This window comes from Micromonospora sp. NBRC 110037 (assembly GCF_001652995.1).
GTDB classification, from domain to species: domain Bacteria; phylum Actinomycetota; class Actinomycetes; order Mycobacteriales; family Micromonosporaceae; genus Micromonospora; species Micromonospora chalcea.
The window spans coordinates 408698-424858 of the sequence record NZ_BBVA01000003.1 but is presented as its reverse complement, the minus strand read 5'-3'; the positions used below and the strand labels follow the sequence as shown (position 1 = coordinate 424858).

Annotated in this window: 15 protein-coding genes and 1 tRNA gene; 11 read left to right on the top strand and 5 right to left on the bottom strand. The window is 71.7% G+C overall.

Annotation, left to right across the window (positions count from 1 at the left end):
- Positions 1-7: 7 nt before the first annotated feature.
- Positions 8-1696 carry a S8 family serine peptidase gene (locus A4R25_RS11980; RefSeq protein WP_064446854.1) on the top strand — a complete coding sequence of 563 codons (1689 nt, stop codon included), beginning with the start codon at positions 8-10 and terminating at the stop codon, positions 1694-1696.
- 68 nt (positions 1697-1764) lie between these two features.
- Here the strand turns inward: A4R25_RS11980 and A4R25_RS11975 are convergent, their stop codons facing one another.
- Both A4R25_RS11975 and A4R25_RS11970 read right to left on the bottom strand, forming a co-directional pair.
- Positions 1765-2934: a hypothetical protein gene (locus A4R25_RS11975; protein ID WP_064446753.1), complete on the bottom strand. Its 1170-nt coding sequence runs from the start codon at positions 2932-2934 to the stop codon at positions 1765-1767.
- Positions 2935-3148: 214 nt separating this feature from the next.
- On the bottom strand, positions 3149-3796 hold the full coding sequence (locus A4R25_RS11970; protein ID WP_043327947.1) for an IclR family transcriptional regulator: 648 nt from the start codon (positions 3794-3796) through the stop codon (positions 3149-3151).
- 63 nt (positions 3797-3859) lie between these two features.
- Here A4R25_RS11970 and cysS point away from each other — a divergent pair, with 63 nt between their 5' ends.
- Together cysS and rlmB are read left to right on the top strand one after the other, a co-directional pair.
- On the top strand, positions 3860-5275 hold the full coding sequence (gene cysS, locus A4R25_RS11965) for a cysteine--tRNA ligase (RefSeq protein ID WP_043327948.1): 1416 nt from the start codon (positions 3860-3862) through the stop codon (positions 5273-5275).
- Positions 5275-6393 carry a 23S rRNA (guanosine(2251)-2'-O)-methyltransferase RlmB gene (gene rlmB / locus A4R25_RS11960; protein ID WP_043327949.1) on the top strand — a complete coding sequence of 373 codons (1119 nt, stop codon included), beginning with the start codon at positions 5275-5277 and terminating at the stop codon, positions 6391-6393. Before cysS ends, rlmB begins: the two co-directional genes overlap by 1 nt.
- A gap of 58 nt (positions 6394-6451) precedes the next feature.
- On the opposite strand, the gene A4R25_RS11955 is transcribed toward rlmB, so the two are convergent.
- Entirely contained in the window at positions 6452-7543 is a 1092-nt protein-coding gene (locus tag A4R25_RS11955) for an ABC transporter ATP-binding protein (RefSeq protein ID WP_043327950.1), read from the bottom strand.
- A gap of 364 nt (positions 7544-7907) precedes the next feature.
- Between A4R25_RS11955 and A4R25_RS11950 the strand changes: the two genes are divergently transcribed.
- The 6 genes from A4R25_RS11950 (at position 7908) to A4R25_RS11925 (ending at position 11547) form a co-directional block, all read left to right on the top strand.
- Positions 7908-7984, top strand: a tRNA-Thr gene (locus A4R25_RS11950).
- Positions 7985-8081: 97 nt separating this feature from the next.
- Positions 8082-8909 (top strand): hypothetical protein, encoded by an 828-nt coding sequence (locus A4R25_RS11945; protein WP_064446752.1) that lies wholly within the window; start codon positions 8082-8084, stop codon positions 8907-8909.
- A gap of 282 nt (positions 8910-9191) precedes the next feature.
- Positions 9192-9863 carry an HNH endonuclease family protein gene (locus A4R25_RS11940; protein ID WP_064446751.1) on the top strand — a complete coding sequence of 224 codons (672 nt, stop codon included), beginning with the start codon at positions 9192-9194 and terminating at the stop codon, positions 9861-9863.
- 166 nt (positions 9864-10029) lie between these two features.
- Positions 10030-10431, top strand: coding sequence for a helix-turn-helix domain-containing protein (locus A4R25_RS11935; RefSeq protein WP_064446750.1), 402 nt, complete (start codon positions 10030-10032; stop codon positions 10429-10431).
- 35 nt (positions 10432-10466) lie between these two features.
- Entirely contained in the window at positions 10467-10886 is a 420-nt protein-coding gene (locus A4R25_RS11930; RefSeq protein WP_043327953.1) for a VOC family protein, read from the top strand.
- Between the two features lie 49 nt (positions 10887-10935).
- On the top strand, positions 10936-11547 hold the full coding sequence (locus A4R25_RS11925; protein ID WP_043330878.1) for a histidine phosphatase family protein: 612 nt from the start codon (positions 10936-10938) through the stop codon (positions 11545-11547).
- Positions 11548-11555: 8 nt separating this feature from the next.
- On the opposite strand, the gene A4R25_RS11920 is transcribed toward A4R25_RS11925, so the two are convergent.
- Positions 11556-12212 (bottom strand): type 1 glutamine amidotransferase domain-containing protein, encoded by a 657-nt coding sequence (locus tag A4R25_RS11920; protein ID WP_231915502.1) that lies wholly within the window; start codon positions 12210-12212, stop codon positions 11556-11558.
- A gap of 80 nt (positions 12213-12292) precedes the next feature.
- A complete protein-coding gene (locus A4R25_RS11915; protein ID WP_064446748.1) occupies positions 12293-12724 on the bottom strand; it encodes a protealysin inhibitor emfourin in 432 nt (143 codons plus the stop codon).
- Between the two features lie 189 nt (positions 12725-12913).
- On the opposite strand from A4R25_RS11915, the gene A4R25_RS11910 reads away from it, so the two are divergent.
- Together A4R25_RS11910 and A4R25_RS11905 are read left to right on the top strand one after the other, a co-directional pair.
- Positions 12914-15313: a M4 family metallopeptidase gene (locus A4R25_RS11910; RefSeq protein ID WP_043327955.1), complete on the top strand. Its 2400-nt coding sequence runs from the start codon at positions 12914-12916 to the stop codon at positions 15311-15313.
- 76 nt (positions 15314-15389) lie between these two features.
- Positions 15390-16157: an enoyl-CoA hydratase/isomerase family protein gene (locus A4R25_RS11905; protein ID WP_064446747.1), complete on the top strand. Its 768-nt coding sequence runs from the start codon at positions 15390-15392 to the stop codon at positions 16155-16157.
- Positions 16158-16161 lie beyond the last annotated feature (4 nt).

Here is a 16161-nt window from a genome sequence, read left to right as displayed (position 1 = left end):
TGATGTGGTGAGCAAGCGCTTCACCGTCGGCGCGGTCGCGGCTGCGGCCTCGCTGGCACTCACGGTGACCGGCCTGGGGATCCCGGCGAACGCCGCGCCGTCGGACACCCGGACCTTCACCGTGCTGGCCGAGAGCGGTGTGTCCACCGACGCCGCGATCGCCGCGATCACCGCCGCCGGCGGCACTGTCGTCGCCCGTACCGACGATGTCGGCCTCTTCCAGGTCACGAGCGACCGGGCGGACTTCGCCAGCCGGGCCACCGCCGCCGGCGCCCTGGTCGGCGCGGCCGAGGAGAAGGCGATCGGCCGCAAGCCGAAGCTGGACCGGGTCGAGCAGGAGCACCTGCTGGCCGCCGCGGCGACCAAGGGCAAGGCCGCCAAGAACAACGGCAAGAAGATGGACCCGCTCGACGACAAGCTCTGGGGTCTGGACATGATCCGGGCCGACAAGGCCCGCAAGATCGAGCCGGGTGACCGCCGGGTGACCGTCGGCATCCTGGACACCGGCGTCGACGCCAGCCAGCCCGACCTGGCACCGAACTTCAACTGGGCACTGTCGCGCAACTTCGCCCCGGACATCCCCGAGGTCGACGGCCCGTGCGAGGTGGCCAGCTGCCTCGACCCGGTCGGCACCGACGACGGCGGGCACGGCACCCACGTGGCCGGCACCATCGGCGCCGCCGCCAACGGCTTCGGCCTGTCCGGCGTGGCCCCGAACGTCTCCCTGGTCGAGCTGAAGGGTGGCCAGGACAGCGGCTACTTCTTCCTCAACCCGGTGGTCAACGCCCTGGTGCACGCGGGCCGCTCCGGCCTGGACGTGGTCAACATGTCCTTCTACGTCGACCCGTGGCTCTACAACTGCACCGCCAACCCGGCCGACTCGCCGGAGGCGCAGGCCGAGCAGCGCACCGTCATCGAGGCCATGAAGCGGGCGCTCAACTTCGCGCACCGCAAGGGCGTCACGCTCGTCGGCTCGCTCGGCAACAACCACGAGGACCTGGGCGCGCCGCGCACCGACGTGAGCAGCCCGGACTACGGCGCCGACCCGTACCCGCGCCCGATCGACAACGCGACCTGCTGGGACCTGCCGGTCGAGGGCCCGCACGTGATCGGCGTGTCGGCGGTCGGGCCGTCCGGCAAGAAGTCCGACTACTCGAACTACGGCACCGAGCAGATCTCGGTGGCGGCGCCGGGTGGCTGGTTCCGGGACGGCTTCGGCACCGACACGTACCGCACCGACGCCAACATGATCCTCTCCACGTACCCGAAGAAGGTGCTCCAGGAGGAGGGGTCGGTCGACGAGAACGGCAACATCGTCGCCGGCTTCGAGAACTCGGTGTTCAAGCAGTGCACCGCGAAGGGTGAGTGTGGCTACTACACCTACCTCCAGGGCACCTCGATGGCGTCCCCGCACGTCTCGGGCGTGGCGGCGCTGATCGTCAGCAAGCACGGCAAGAAGGAGGGCCGCAACGGCTACGGCATGGCGCCGAACCTGGTCGAGCAGCACCTCTACCGGACGGCGGCCGAGCACGCCTGCCCGGAGCCGCGGCTGCAGAGCTACACCAACGAGGGCCGGAGCGCCGAGTTCGACGCGTACTGCGCGGGCTCGCTGAACTTCAACGGCTTCTACGGCTACGGCATCGTCGACGCCTACGCCGCGGTGAAGACCCCGGTCAAGCCGAACGTACGACCGTAACGACCGTTTCCCCGAGGTGGCGGTGTCCGGATCACCCGGACGCCGCCACCTCGGCGTTCCGGCGGGTGTCACGGGCGCCACCCCCGGGCCACCAGTGCGGCGCGGATCTCCCGCACCAGGTCGGGGAACTCCTTGCGCAGGCGGCGGCCGGTCACGTGCAGCACCAGCCAGCCGGCCGCGACGAGCTGGTTGAGCCGCCGCCGGTCGAGGTGCATCCGGTCCGCGTCGGAGTGCCACTGACCGTCGTACTCGACCGCGACCCGGAACTCCGGCCAGGCCAGGTCGGGGTGCAGGATCAGGCCGGTCGACACCCGCACCGGATACTGGGCCACCGCGCGGGGCAGGCCGGCGAGGGCGAGACGGACCCGCAGGTGGGACTCGGGCGGGGACTGGGCCAGCCCGTCGGTCAGGCCGAACACCCACGCCGCCCGCCGCCCACCGGGGCGGCAGGCGTTCCGGGCCGCCTCGCTCGCCAGCGCCGACCGGTTCACCGAACCGGTACGCAGCAGCCCGTCGATGATGCCGACCGCCTTCACCGGATCGGCCCAGACCGCTGTCTCCCAGGCACAGGCGGCCGGCTCGGTGCGTGGCGGCGGCCCGGCCAGGGTCAACGCCGCACCGGGGGACGACTCTGCGAACGGGCTCGATGCGGCTGAGTTCTGCGGGTCGGCCGGGCCGGGCGGTCCGGGGTGGTTGTGGGGGTGGGCCGGATCCGGCGATCTGGTCCGGCCCGGTGTGCCCGGGAGGCGGTCCGCCGCAGGCGGTGCTGCTACGAGCGACCTGGTGCCGGTGGCAGGGCGTGTGCCTGCGGATGGGCTCGTGCCGGTGGGTGGGCTTGTGCGCGCGGGTGCGGCGGCGCCGACGGGGACCAGGAGGCCGCTGCGGGTGCTCGACATCGGGGCGTGGTGCACCCGGACACCCGGCTGGGAGTCGGCCCGGACCGTGGCCGGCAGCAGGACGTGCACGTCGTCGGTGAAGCCTGCGGCGTGCTCGACCCCGTGCAGGTAGGCCGCCGAAGGGCCGGCGATCGCCGCGCCGGGTGGCAGGCGCAGCAGTGCCGCGCGGCAGGCCAGCGCGTGGTCGCGGTCGAGCCGCGCGTCGGCGTAGACGTCCTGCCGGAGCCGGACCCAGGACGCGCCGCGCAGATGGTGCCGGGACAGCAGCCCGTGCCGGATCGCTTCCGAGCCCCGGAAGACCTGCCAGGCCAGCTCCGGTGGGCGATGAGGATGAGGTGGCATGTGACGAGCGTGGCGGCGCACGGGTCGAGATCGATACCCCTGTGGACAGCCGCAGCCGTGCCGCCCTTCGCGCCCTGTGGACAACCCCCGCGCGGCCTGTCCGCGTGCTATGGCCTTCGACCTGCTCATGATCCACTCCCCCTCGGGGAGGTGGTGGTGTCCGGGCCGCTTGATGCAGCCACCTCGCCGAGCTGGCGTAAAGGGCGCGCGCGGGTCAGGAGAGCGCGGTGGCGACCGCCTCGGCGGCGGCCGTCACCTGGGCGCCGATGTCCGCCACGTCGAGCGGGGTCAGCGACACCACCCCGACACTGCCCTCCAGGCCGGGCACACCCAGCACCGGCGCCGCCACCCCGTACGCGCCTGATTGAAGCTCGCCGCTGGTGCTCACCGGCCCCGGATCGCCGGCCCGCCCGGCCAGCACGGCCCGGCCGGCGGCGCCCCGCTCCAGGGGGTGCCGGGTACCGGTCCGGTACGCCACGTGGAAGGACGTCCAGCTCGGCTCGACCACCGCGAGCGCCACTCCCTCGCCGCCCTCGACCACGGTCAGGTGGGCCGTCGCCCCGGTGCCCTCGGCGAGGCGGCGCAGCGCCGGCAGCGCGCCCTCGGCGAGCAGCGGCTGGGCACGGCGGGCCAGGTGCAGCACTCCCACGCCGATGCGCAGCCGGCCCTCGCCGTCGCGCCGGAGCATGCCGTGGCCGGTCAGCGCGCCGACCAGCCGGTAGACAGCGGCGCGGCCGATGCCCAGCCGGTGCGCCGCCTCGGTGACGGTGAGCCCGCCCGGCGCGTCCGCGACGAGGTGCAGCAGGCGCAGACCCCGGTCCAGGGTCTGTGCGGTCTCTCCCGTGCGCGCCGCCGTGTCCACAGCACGCAGCGTACGACCCGGCTCCGGCCAACCTCGAAATGTGCGGACGGCTACCCTTGTGAGGTGACGCTACGCCTGTATGACACCGCCACCCGATCGGTGCGGGACTTCGTCCCGCGGGAAGCCGGCAAGGTGGGGGTCTACCTGTGTGGTCTCACGCTCCAGGCCCCGCCACACATCGGCCACCTTCGCTCCGGCGTCAACTACGACGTGCTGCGCCGCTGGCTGCTCGACAAGGGCTTCGAGGTCACGTTCATCCGCAACCTGACCGACATCGACGACAAGGTCCTGGCCAAGGCGATGGAGCAGGACCGGCCGTTCTGGTCGATCGCGTACACCAACGAGCAGATCCTCGCCGCCTCCTACCGGGCGCTCAACGTGCTCCCGCCGACGTATGAGCCGCGGGCCACCGGGCACGTCCCGGAAATGCACGAGCTGATCGCCCGGCTGATCGAGACCGGTCACGCCTACCCGGCCACCGACGGCTCCGGCGACGTCTACTTCGACGTGGCCTCCTGGCCGGCGTACGGCTCGCTGTCCGGCCAGTCCCCGGCGGACATGCAGCCGGCCGGTGACGCCCCCGACCGGGGCAAGCGGGACCCGCGAGACTTCGCGCTGTGGAAGGGCGTCAAGCCGGATGAGCCGGCCGACGCCTCGTGGCCGTCGCCGTGGGGTCGTGGCCGGCCCGGCTGGCACATCGAGTGCTCGGCCATGTGCTGGCGTTACCTCGGCCCCGAGTTCGACATCCACGGCGGCGGGCTCGACCTGACGTTCCCGCACCACGAGAACGAGATCGCCCAGTCGCAGGCCGCCGACCTGCCGTTCGCGCGCTACTGGGTGCACCACGGCCTGCTCGGCATCGGCGGCACCAAGATGGGCAAGTCGCTGGGCAACACGCTCGACCTCGACTACGTGGCCTCGCTCGGGGTGCGCCCGGTGGAGCTGCGCTACTACTACGTCGCCGCGCACTACCGGTCCCGCATCGACTACTCCGAGGACGCGCTGCGCGAGGCCGCCGTGGCGTACCGGCGGGTCGAGGGCTTCGTGCAGCGGGCGGCCGAGCGGGTCGGCGGCGGCCGGCCCGGCGACCTGCCGGCCGCTTTCGTCGCCGCGATGGACGACGACCTCAACACCTCGGCGGCGCTCGCGGCGCTGCACGAGGTGGTCCGCGACGGCAACACCGCGCTGACCGCCGGTGACGATGTGACCGTCCGCACGACGCTCGCCTCCACCCGGGCGATGCTGGATATCCTCGGCGTCGACCCCCTGGACCCGGCCTGGACCGGCGGCGGCCGCACGGACGACCTGCGCGGCGTGGTGGACTCCCTGATCGCGCTGGCCCTGGAGCAGCGCGCGCAGGCCCGCGGCCGCAAGGACTGGGCCGCCGCCGACGCCGTACGCGACCAGCTCAAGCAGGCCGGCGTGGTCGTCGAGGACACCCCCCAGGGCCCGCGTTGGACTATTGGAGAGCAGGACTGATGGCCGGCAACTCACAGCGCCGAGGCCGGCGACTGGCACCGAAGGCGGGCGCCCCCAAGGGCACCGGCGGCAAGAACAAGGACTCCCTCGCCGGGCGTGGGCGTACGCTGCCCGCCGACGAGCGGCCGTGGCACAAGGCGTACTCGGGCACCGAGAAGCTGCCCCAGCGCACCGCCTGGAAGCAGGAGAAGGAGCGCCGCGCCGCCGCCGAGGAGGGCCGCGCCCCCAAGATCGGCCAGCCCGGCACCAAGGACACCACCTGGGGCAAGGGCGGTGGCCGGGGCACGCCCACGACGAAGGGGCGGGGCGGAAAGCCGGCCGGCCGGGGCGGCCCCCGGGTCGCGCCGGGCCGCAAGGCCAACCCGGCGAAGGACAGCCCCGAGCTGCTGGTCGGGCGCAACCCGGTGCTGGAGTCGCTGCGCACCCAGGTGCCGGCGACCGCCCTCTACACCGCGCAGGGCATCGACGTCGACGACCGGGTCAAGGAGATCGTCCGTACCGCCGCCGACCGGGGCATCGCGATCCTGGAGGTCAGCCGCGCCGAGCTGGACCGGATGACCGGCGGGGTGCTGCACCAGGGCGTCGGCCTCCAGGTGCCGCCGTTCGCCTACGAGCCGTTCGACGACCTGGTGGCCGCCGCGCTGGAACAGGCCGCCCCGCTGCTCGTCGCGCTGGACGGCGTCACCGACCCGCGCAACCTCGGCGCGGTCATCCGGTCGGCCGCCGCGTTCGGCGCGCAGGGTGTGTTCGTACCCGAACGGCGTGCCGCCGGGATCACCGCGACCGCCTGGCGGACCAGCGCCGGCGCGGCCGCGCGCGTGCCCGTCGCCCAGGTCACCAACCTGACCCGGTCGCTCAAGGCGTGCAAGGACGCCGGCTTCGTCGTGGTCGGCCTGGACGCCGACGGGCAGACCGACCTGTACGACCTGGAGGCCGCCGTCGGCCCGCTCGTCGTGGTGGTCGGCTCGGAGGGGCGCGGCCTGTCCCGCCTGGTCGGCGAGACCTGCGACCTGACCGTCAGCATCCCGATGGTCTCCGACGTGGAGTCGCTCAACGCGAGCGTCGCCGCCGCCGTCACGCTGGCCGAGGTCGCGCGCCGCCGGTCCGTCGAGGTCTGATCGAGAGTACGAAAAAGGGGCGGTCCGCCGTGGCGGGCCGCCCCTTTTCTCGGGTACGTCAGATCCGCTGGCCGGTGGCGGAGTGGAAGACGTGGCTGCGGCCGGTACGCGGCTTGACGAACACGGTGTCACCCATGTTCGGCATGCTGCGCCGGTCGGTACGGACCACGAACCGCTCGTTGTGGCCCTCCAGCGCGGCGTGGCCGTAGACGTTGGCGTCGGAGCCCAGGTCCTCGACCAGCTCGACCACTACCGGCATGCCGCCCTCGGACGGGCTGACCAGGTCGCAGTCCTCCGGCCGGAAGCCGACGGTGACCTTGCCGTCGCCGCCCTCGGCGCTGGCCGCCTGGACCTGCTCGCGGGTCAGCGGCACGATCATCTCGGCGAACGCGCCGCCCTGCTCGGTCAGCTTCACCGTCTTGATGTTCATGGCCGGGGAGCCCATGAAGCCGGCGACGAAGACGTTGGCCGGGGTGTCGTAGAGCGCCCGCGGGGTGTCCACCTGCTGGAGCACGCCGTCGAGCATGACCGCCACCCGGTGACCCATGGTCATGGCCTCGACCTGGTCGTGGGTGACGTACACGGTGGTGACGCCCAGCTTCGCCTGCAGCGAGGCGATCTGGGTACGGGTCTGGACACGCAGCTTGGCGTCGAGGTTCGACAGCGGCTCGTCCATGAGGAAGACCTGCGGCTCGCGGACGATCGCGCGGCCCATGGCGACACGCTGGCGCTGACCACCGGAGAGCGCCTTCGGCTTGCGGCTGAGGAACTCCTCCAGCTGGAGCAGCCCGGCCGCCTCCTTGACCCGCCGGTCGATCTCCGACTTCGAGGTCTTGCGCAGCTTGAGCGCGAACGCCATGTTCTCGTACACCGTCATGTGCGGGTAGAGGGCGTAGTTCTGGAAGACCATCGCGATGTCGCGGGCCTTCGGGGGGAGGTGCGTGACGTCGCGGTCGTCGATGTAGATCGCGCCGTCGTCGACGTCCTCCAGGCCGGCGAGCATCCGGAGGCTGGTGGACTTGCCGCAGCCGGACGGACCGACCAGGACGAGGAACTCCCCGTCACCGATCTGGAGGTCGAGCTGGTTGACGGCGGGGCGCTCGGTGCCCGGGTAGATCCGGGACGCCTTCGCGTAGGTGACCGTAGCCATGATGGAGCGCTTCCTTTCACCGGCAGGAACGTGCCGGACGATCCGAGTGAAGGAGCGACCGGCGCCCAAGGCACCGGCCAACGGGGTCGTCGCTCAGGCAGCCGAAGCCCGCCGGAGTGTCGTCCGTGTCACTGCACGGTAAACGGCTTTCGCGATCGTGCCAAGACGTGTCGCTCCGGGTGGGATGGACGGCATACGCATAACGGTCAGCAGGGCACTGCGAGGCATCAATCTCCCCGCTGGGAGCGTGCCCGGGCGATGATCCATCGGCCGCACCGGTCGGGATGCCGACGTTTTCCGTGCTCGGGAGCCCTGCGAGGCGGGATTTCCGGGGCTCAGTCGCTATGCTGAGCCCGACGCACGCGCCCCTGTAGCTCAGCTGGCCAGAGCACTCGCCTTGTAAGCGAGATGTCGCCGGTTCGATCCCGGCCGGGGGCTCCAATTACACAAGGCATTTCGCGGCGGCAGCCGCTGCGATCCGGCCGGATGACAGCAACGAGGGTCACGACCGCCCGTCACAGGCCCTAGCCTGACGGCCATGACTCTTGATCTCATCCTGCTACCCGAGCCCGTCGGACAGCCCTCGCTGAAGGCGTCGGACGGCGAACGGAAGGGTGCGGGTGAGCCGTCCGACTCGCAGGCATGGGACGCCATCGTTTCCGGCGTACGGGACGTCGTCGGCGAGGTGGTTCTGGGCGAGGACGGCCCGAGCCGCACGCTGACGCACCAGCCCAGCGGCATTACGGTGCGCTACCGGTCCGGCGAGACGGCCATCAATCTGCCGTTCTGGCACAGTGGCAGTGACGTGGATGCTGAAGGGCTCGTCCGGACCATGTACCGGATCGGGCACGTGGTGGCGGACGCGACGGGCCTGGTCGCCCATGTTTCGCAACTGGGTGTGCCGCTGACCGAAGCTGAGTCCAGGATCGACGCTGCGGTCGATCTGCTGTTGGACGATCCCGTTTCGTCTCACCTCTGGCCGCGCGATGGGTTCCGGGTCTACTTCACCGGGTCCGTCACCCTTGCCGACGCCGTGCAGCGCCTGAAGTCGATGGTGGTGGCCGAGGAGAGCGACCGATTCACCGTCCGATGGTCCGATGGTCCCCAGCTGGAGGTGACCTTCGACGCGGGGCCACGGATTGTCGCTGAGGCCGCTGAGGTCGCCGAGGACTATGGCATCCCCGAGATGGCTACCTACGACCGCCGGTTCCAGGTCACGTTCGACGATCTCGACGAGGTGCTCCAGGAGATCAACACCCTGATCGAGGTCAACCTACAGCTCCAGGACCTCACCGGAGGTTACGTGAAACGTTCCTGGAACGACGAGGTGTCGCCGCCGTACGACGACCCGGTGGACGGCAGCTAACGGACCTCTACCTCGCACTCCGGACAAGATGCCGACAACACCGCAGGTCAGCTGACCTGCCCTGGTCCGTGAGGAACATGCCGGTCACGCCCACCACGGTCAGGGCCACGGCGACCGTCACGCCGCCGCTGCCCTGAGTGACGCGGGCGGAGTCGGCGCGTCGGCGGTGCGGGGCGGCTCGATGCTCGACAACCGGACAGCTGTTCTTTACAGGGACGCCGATCGATGGACATGATCGTCAGGGAAGGTTGCTGTCACTTTCCTCGACGAAGGGTCGCCGTCATGCCGATCACGTCCGTCACCCTCACCCCGCGTGCCTGGCGCCGTGCCGCCGCGATCACTGTCGCCGCCCTCGCAGCCGCCGTTCTCGCCGCCGTGAACGCGCAGCCGGCCTCGGCCACCCCTCCCGGCATCCCCTCCCGGGCAACGGCGCAGTCGCAGCTCAACGCGCTGACAGTGGCAGCACAGGGCTCGATGGCCGGCTACTCGCGGGACCTGTTTCCCCACTGGATCACCATCACCGGCGCCTGCAACACCCGCGAGCAGGTCCTCAAGCGTGACGGCACGTCCGTCGTGGTCGACAGCTCCTGTGCCGCTACGTCCGGCCGCTGGTACAGCCCCTACGACGGTGCGACCTGGTACGCCGCCTCCGACGTCGACATCGACCACGTCGTGCCCCTGGCGGAGGCGTGGCGGTCCGGAGCCAACTCCTGGACCACGAGCCGCCGGCAGAGCTTCGCCAACGACCTGACCCGCCCGCAGCTGATCGCGGTCACCGACAACGTCAACCAGGCCAAGGGGGACCAGGACCCGTCGACGTGGCAGCCGCCCCTGACGTCGTACCGCTGCACCTACAGCAAGATGTGGATCACCGTGAAGTACAACTGGGGCCTGACACTCCAATCATCCGAGAAGTCCGCGCTGCAGAGCATGCTCAACACCTGCGCCTCGTGACCGCAGGAGCCGTCGCTCGGGCCGGATGACAGCAGCGCGCACACCAGGGTCGCCCCGGACGGTGTCTTCCACCGGGCGGGGCGGCCGACAACGGGTGGCACGGGTCAGGGCGCCTCGGCCGTGCTGACGATCGACGTCTCGGTAGGCTGGCCGGCGGGGGGACGGCGTGAGCAGAGCGGTCGAGGTGTCCAATCGGGCGATGCTGCGGGCCCGCGACGCGATGGACCGGGCGTACGCGCAGCCGCTGGACATCGCCGCGCTGGCCCGGATCGCCCACGTGTCCGAGGCGCACTTCATCCGTACCTTCCGGGCCACCTTCGGCGAGACCCCGCACCGCTACCTGCAACGCCGCCGGGTCGAGCGGGCCATGGCCCTGCTGCTGGAGACCGACCGCGACGTCACCGACATCTGCCTCGCCGTCGGCTTCAACAGCCTCGGCACGTTCAGCCGGACGTTCCACGGCATCGTCGGTGCGTCGCCCTCGGCCTTCCGGCGTCGCCGGGCCGCGCCGCCGGACGTGCCGAGCTGCTTCGCCAAGTCCTGGACCAGACCGAGCAGTTTTGGATAAGCAGCAGGTCAGGCCGCTGCTCTAGCGTCGTCGGCATGACGATGACTTCGACTTCCCGCTCGCAGATCTACGTGCTCGACCAGGACGAGGCGCTCGACTTCTACGTCGGGAAGCTGGGCCTGGAGGTCAGCACCGACCAGGACCTCGGCTTCATGCGCTGGCTCACCGTGAACGTGCCGGGGGACCCGGGCCGGGAGATCCTGCTGGAGAAGCCGGGCCCGCCGGCCCTGGACCCGAAGACCGCCGAGCAGGTCCGGGAGCTGCTGACCAAGGGCGCCGCGGGCGGGTTCCTCTTCTTCACCACCGACGACGCGCACAAGACGTACGCGGATCTGGTCGCGAAGGGTGTGGAGGTGACCGACGAGCCGACCGACCGGCCGTACGGGATCGACTTCGGCATCCGCGACCCGTTCGGCAACCGGATCCGGATCGGGCAGATGCGCCAGGGGCAGTGAACGGCGCGGCGGCGGGCTAGTCTCGCGGTCCCCGACCGTGGAGGCGCCGATGCCCAGCCGCCTGCTCTACCTGGTCCGCCACGGCGAGCAGGACCGCCCGGACCAGGAGGCCGACACCGGCCTGTCCGAGCGCGGCCGGCGGCAGGCGACGCTGCTGGGTGAGCGGCTGCGCGGCACGCGCTTCGCCGCCGTACACCATGGGCCGGCCCGCCGGGCCGCGGAGACCGCCGCGCTGGTCGCGGCGTCGCTGCCGGGTGTTCCGGTACGCGAGGACGACCGCGCCGGCGACCACGTGCCGCACGACACCGACCCGGCCGGCCTGCCCGAGCGGTACGCGGAGTTCCTGGCCGGGTTCACCGAGCGGGAGCGGCGCGACGGGCCGCGTGTGACCGCGGAGGCGGTGGCGCGGTTCGCCGCCGCCCCCGCGGAGGGTGACGTACGCGAGTTGGTCGTCACCCACAACTTCCTGGTCGCCTGGCTGGTGCTGCACGCGCTGGAGGCGCCGCCGCACCGCTGGATCGGGCTCAACCACCAGAACTGCGGGCTCACGGTGATCCGGTACAGCTCGGGCGGCCCGCCGACGCTCGTCGCTCTCAACGACGTCGCTCACCTGCCGCCCGAGCTGCGGGCCACCGGCCTGCCCGACGACTACCGGTTCTGACCCGGCGCTCAGGGGATCAGCTTCACCACGGCGTCGGCGACGGCGCGGGCGGACTGCGGGTTCTGGCCGGTGACCAGCCGCTCGTCGACCACCACGTGCTCGGTGAAGTCCGGCGCCGGCACGTGCTGCGCGCCCGCCTCGGTGAGCTTGTCGGCGAGCAGGAACGGCACCTCGTCGGTGAGGCCGACGGCCGCCTCCTCGCTGTTGGTGAAGCCGGCGACCCGCTTGCCGGCAATCAGCCGGGAGCCGTCGGTGAGCGTGAGGTTCACCAGCGCCGACGGGCCGTGGCAGACGGCGGCCACCACGCCGCCGCGCTCGTAGACCGAGCGGGCGATCCGGGCCAGGTCGGGGTCGTCGGGGAAGTCCCACATGGTGCCGTGACCGCCGGCGAAGAGGATCACGTCGTACCCGGCCGGGTCGACGTCTGCGGCCTTCGGGGTGTCGGTGACGCCGGCGGTGGCGAGGAAGTCGTTCTGGGTGGTGTCGTTCTCGTCCCGCCCGTCGACCGGCGGCTCGCCGCCGGCCACTGAGACCAGGTCGATGTCGTAGCCGGCGGCCCGGAACACCTCCCACGGCTCGGCGGCCTCGCCGACGTAGTAGCCGGTCGAGCGGCCGGTGCGGCCCAGCTCGGAGTGACTGGTCAGGGCGATGAGTGCGCGAGTCATGCCTTCCATGCTGGCCCCGCCGCGGGCCGGCCGGCCATAGGCCGATGTCACAGCCGGAACGGGTTTGAAGTCGGCGCCGGTCAGCCGGTGGCGCCGTTGAGCAGGTCCACCACCTGCGCGGTGACGGCGGGCGGCGCGGCCTGCGGCGGGCAGTCCACGTAGCTGACCTGGTTGGGCCCGACGGTGAGCCGGTAGCTGAACGCGTCGGCGCACATGGTCGCCGGTGCGGTGACGGCGGCTTCGGCGGCCAGCCGGGGGTCGGCCGCGAGTTGCCGCAGCCGGGTGAGCTTCTCCGCGGCGAGCTGCCCCTCTCGGGAGGCGCCGGCACGGTCGGTGCGGGTCCAGTGGCCGTCCGGCCCGACCCGGACGGTGTCGGTCAGCCCGGCGATGCCGCCCGACTTCACGAGCACGACCTCGGTGGCCAGCGGCGAGGGCCCGTCCGTGACGACGGGTGGCGCGTCGGTGCGGGCGCAGCCGGCGAGCGGGACGAGAAGGGCGGCGACGGCCGCCACGGCGGGGGCAGCTCTCATACCGGTTCGGACGCGCGACGGGACCACCCGGTTCCGGTCCACCGGTCCTCCTCATCCGTTCGGTCAGTGTCTCCGGCGGGTTCCCGCCAGCCTCTTTCACGTTCGTCGATGTATCGCTATATCTACATCAGTGACTACCCCCGTCACAACATTCGCCTTCCAGGAGGGCCCGTGAAAAGATCCGTCGCCGCCGTCAGCGCAGCGCTGCTCACCAGCAGCGTGCTGGCCTGCGTCACCACCTCGGCGCAAGCGGCAGCGCCAACCGCCCCCAGCCCCGAGACCTCGGCCGCGGCCAAGGCCGCGAGCCTGCTGCGCGCCAACCCCGGCGTCGTCAAGGGCGCCGGCGGTGAGGCCTATCAGGCCGTCCGCACCAAGGTCGACCCCTCCGGGGCGGCGCACACCCGGTACAGCCGGACCTATCAGGGTCTCCGGGTGTACGGCGGTGACTTCGTCATCCACACCGCCCCCAACGGCACCATGACCAGCGCGTCGGTCAGCCTCGACGCCCCGCTGACCCTGAGCACCACCGCGAAGGTCGGCGCGGACGCGGCCAAGGCGAGCGCCCGCAAGACGTTCTCCGGCTCGCTCACCTCGGTCGGCACGCCGGAGTTGTTCGTCGACGCCAGCAGCGGCAAGGGCCGCCTCGCCTGGGAGACCGTCGCGACGGGCTGGAAGGCGGACAAGCAGACCCCGTCGAAGCTGCACGTCGTCACCGACGCCACCACCGGCAAGGTGATCGGCTCGTACGACGAGATCGAGACGGTGGCCGGCACCGGCCAGGGCATCTACACCGGCTCGGTCACCATCGACACCACGCTCTCCGGCAGCACGTACCAGATGATCGACCCGGTACGCGGCAACGGCCGCACCTGCGACATGAACAACGGGACCTCCACCTGCACCACGTTCACCGACGCGGACAACGCGTGGGGCAACGGCGCCACCTCGAACCGGCAGTCGGCCGCCGTGGACGCCCACTTCGGCGCCGCCAAGACGTTCGACTACTTCAAGAACGTGCACGGCCGCAACGGCATCTTCGGCAACGGCCAGGGCGTGCCGAGCCGGGTGCACTACGGCAACAACTACGTCAACGCCTTCTGGGACGGGGCCCAGATGACCTACGGCGACGGCTCGGGCAACTCCCGCCCGCTGGTCTCGCTGGACGTCGCCGGCCACGAGATGAGCCACGGCGTCACCGAGGCGCTGGCCGGGCTGGTCTACTCCGGTGAGTCCGGTGGCCTGAACGAGTCCACCAGCGACATCTTCGGCAACATGGTGGAGTTCTACGCCGCCGCGCCGAGCGACCCGGGCGACTACCAGGTCGGCGAGAAGATCAACATCAACGGCAACGGTACGCCGCTGCGCTACATGTACAACCCGTCGCTGGACGGCTCGTCCGACTCCTGCTGGTCCACCAGCACGAAGAACAAGGACGTGCACTACTCCTCCGGCGTCGGCAACCACTTCTTCTTCAACCTCGCCGAGGGCACCGGCGCCACCGCGTACGGCACCTCGCCGGTCTGCGGCTCGGCCCCGGCGGTCACCGGCATCGGCCGCACCAAGGCGGAGAAGATCTGGTACCGGGCGCTCGACGTGTACTTCACCTCGAACACCTCGTACGTCAACACGAGCAACCCGGCCAACACTGCCCGCGCGTACACCCTGCGGGCCGCCACCGACCTGTACGGCAACTGCTCCACCGAGTACAAGACCGTCCAGGCCGCCTGGACCGCGGTGAACGTCGCCGGTAACGACGCGCCGTGCAGCTCCACCGGCAACGACTTCTCCGTCTCGCTCTCGCCGACCGCCGGGTCGGTCACCGCGGGCGGTTCGGTCACCGCCACCGTCGCCACGGCCACCACCAACGGCAGCGCGCAGACCGTGACGTTCTCCGCGTCCGGCCTGCCGACCGGCGCCACCGCGTCGTTCAGCCCCTCCTCGGTGACCTCGGGCGGCTCGTCCACGCTCACCATCTCCACCAGCTCCAGCACGCCGACCGGCACCTACTCGGTGACCGTCACCGGCAGCGCGGCGTCCGGCACGAAGACCGCCACGTTCTCGCTGACGGTGAACGGCACCGGCGGCGGCTGCACCGGCGCGGGCCAGAAGCTCGGCAACCCGGGCTTCGAGTCCGGCAACACGGTCTGGACCTCCACCTCCGGCGTGATCGGCCAGTACGGCTCGCAGGGCCAGCCGACCCGCACCGGTACGTGGAACGCCTGGCTCAACGGCTACGGCACCACCCGCACCGACTCGCTGTCGCAGTCGGTGAGCCTGCCGAGCGGCTGCTCCACGTACACCTTCTCGTTCTGGCTGCACATCGACTCGGCCGAGACCACCAGCAGCGTCCAGTACGACAAGCTGAACGTGCAGGTGCTCAACTCCTCCGGTTCGGTGCTGGCCACGCTGGCGACCTACTCGAACCTGAACAAGGCCAGCGGCTACAGCCAGAAGTCGTTCTCCCTGGCGTCGTACGCCGGGCAGACCGTCACGCTGAAGTTCACCGGCACCGAGGACGTCTCCCTGCAGACGTCGTTCGTGCTCGACGACACCGCTGTCAACGTCTCCTGACCTGACCGCCCGACCCCGGGGCCCGGCGGCCACCCCACGCGGGTGGCCGCCGGGCCCCGCCCGTTACGGTCGCACCATGTCCGACGCGGAACTCACGGTCAGGGTGGACGGCCCGGTGGCAACCGTGGTCATCCACAACCCGGCCCGGCGCAACGCCATGACCCCGGCCATGTGGCGGCAGCTCCCGGTGCTGCTCGACGGTCTGGAGGCCGACCCGGCGGTACGGGTGCTGGTGCTCACCGGCGCGGCCGGCACGTTCTGCGCCGGGGCCGACCTCGGCGACCTGGACGAGCTGCTGGCCGCCGGAGACGGCAGCATCGCGGTGGCCGCCGAGGAACGGCTCGCCGCGTTCGGCCGTCCCACTGTGGCCGCGATCGAGGGTGCCTGCGTGGGCGGCGGCTGCCAGCTCGCCGTCGCCTGCGACCTGCGGCTGGCCTCGGCGGAGGCCCGGTTCGGCGTACCCCCGGCCCGGCTCGGCCTGGTCTACCCGGCGCCGACCACCCGCCGGCTGGCCGCGCTCGTCGGTCCGTCCGCCGCCAAGCACCTGCTGTTCAGCAGCGAGCTGGTCGACGCCGAGCGGGCGCTGCGGATCGGCCTGGTGGACGAGGTGCTGCCGGCCGGGGAGCTGGCCGGGCGGGTGACAACGCTGACCGCCACCATCGCCGAGCGTTCCCGGCTCACGGTGGCCGCCGCGAAGGAGATCGTCGACGGACGCGCCGACGCCGACCGGCTGGCCTGGTGGCACGCCCAGGTGCGGGACAGCGGCGAGGCCCGCGAGGGGGTGGCGGCCATGAACGAGCGCCGCCCGCCGCGCTTCGGCTGGACCCCGCCGACCGCCCACTGACCGC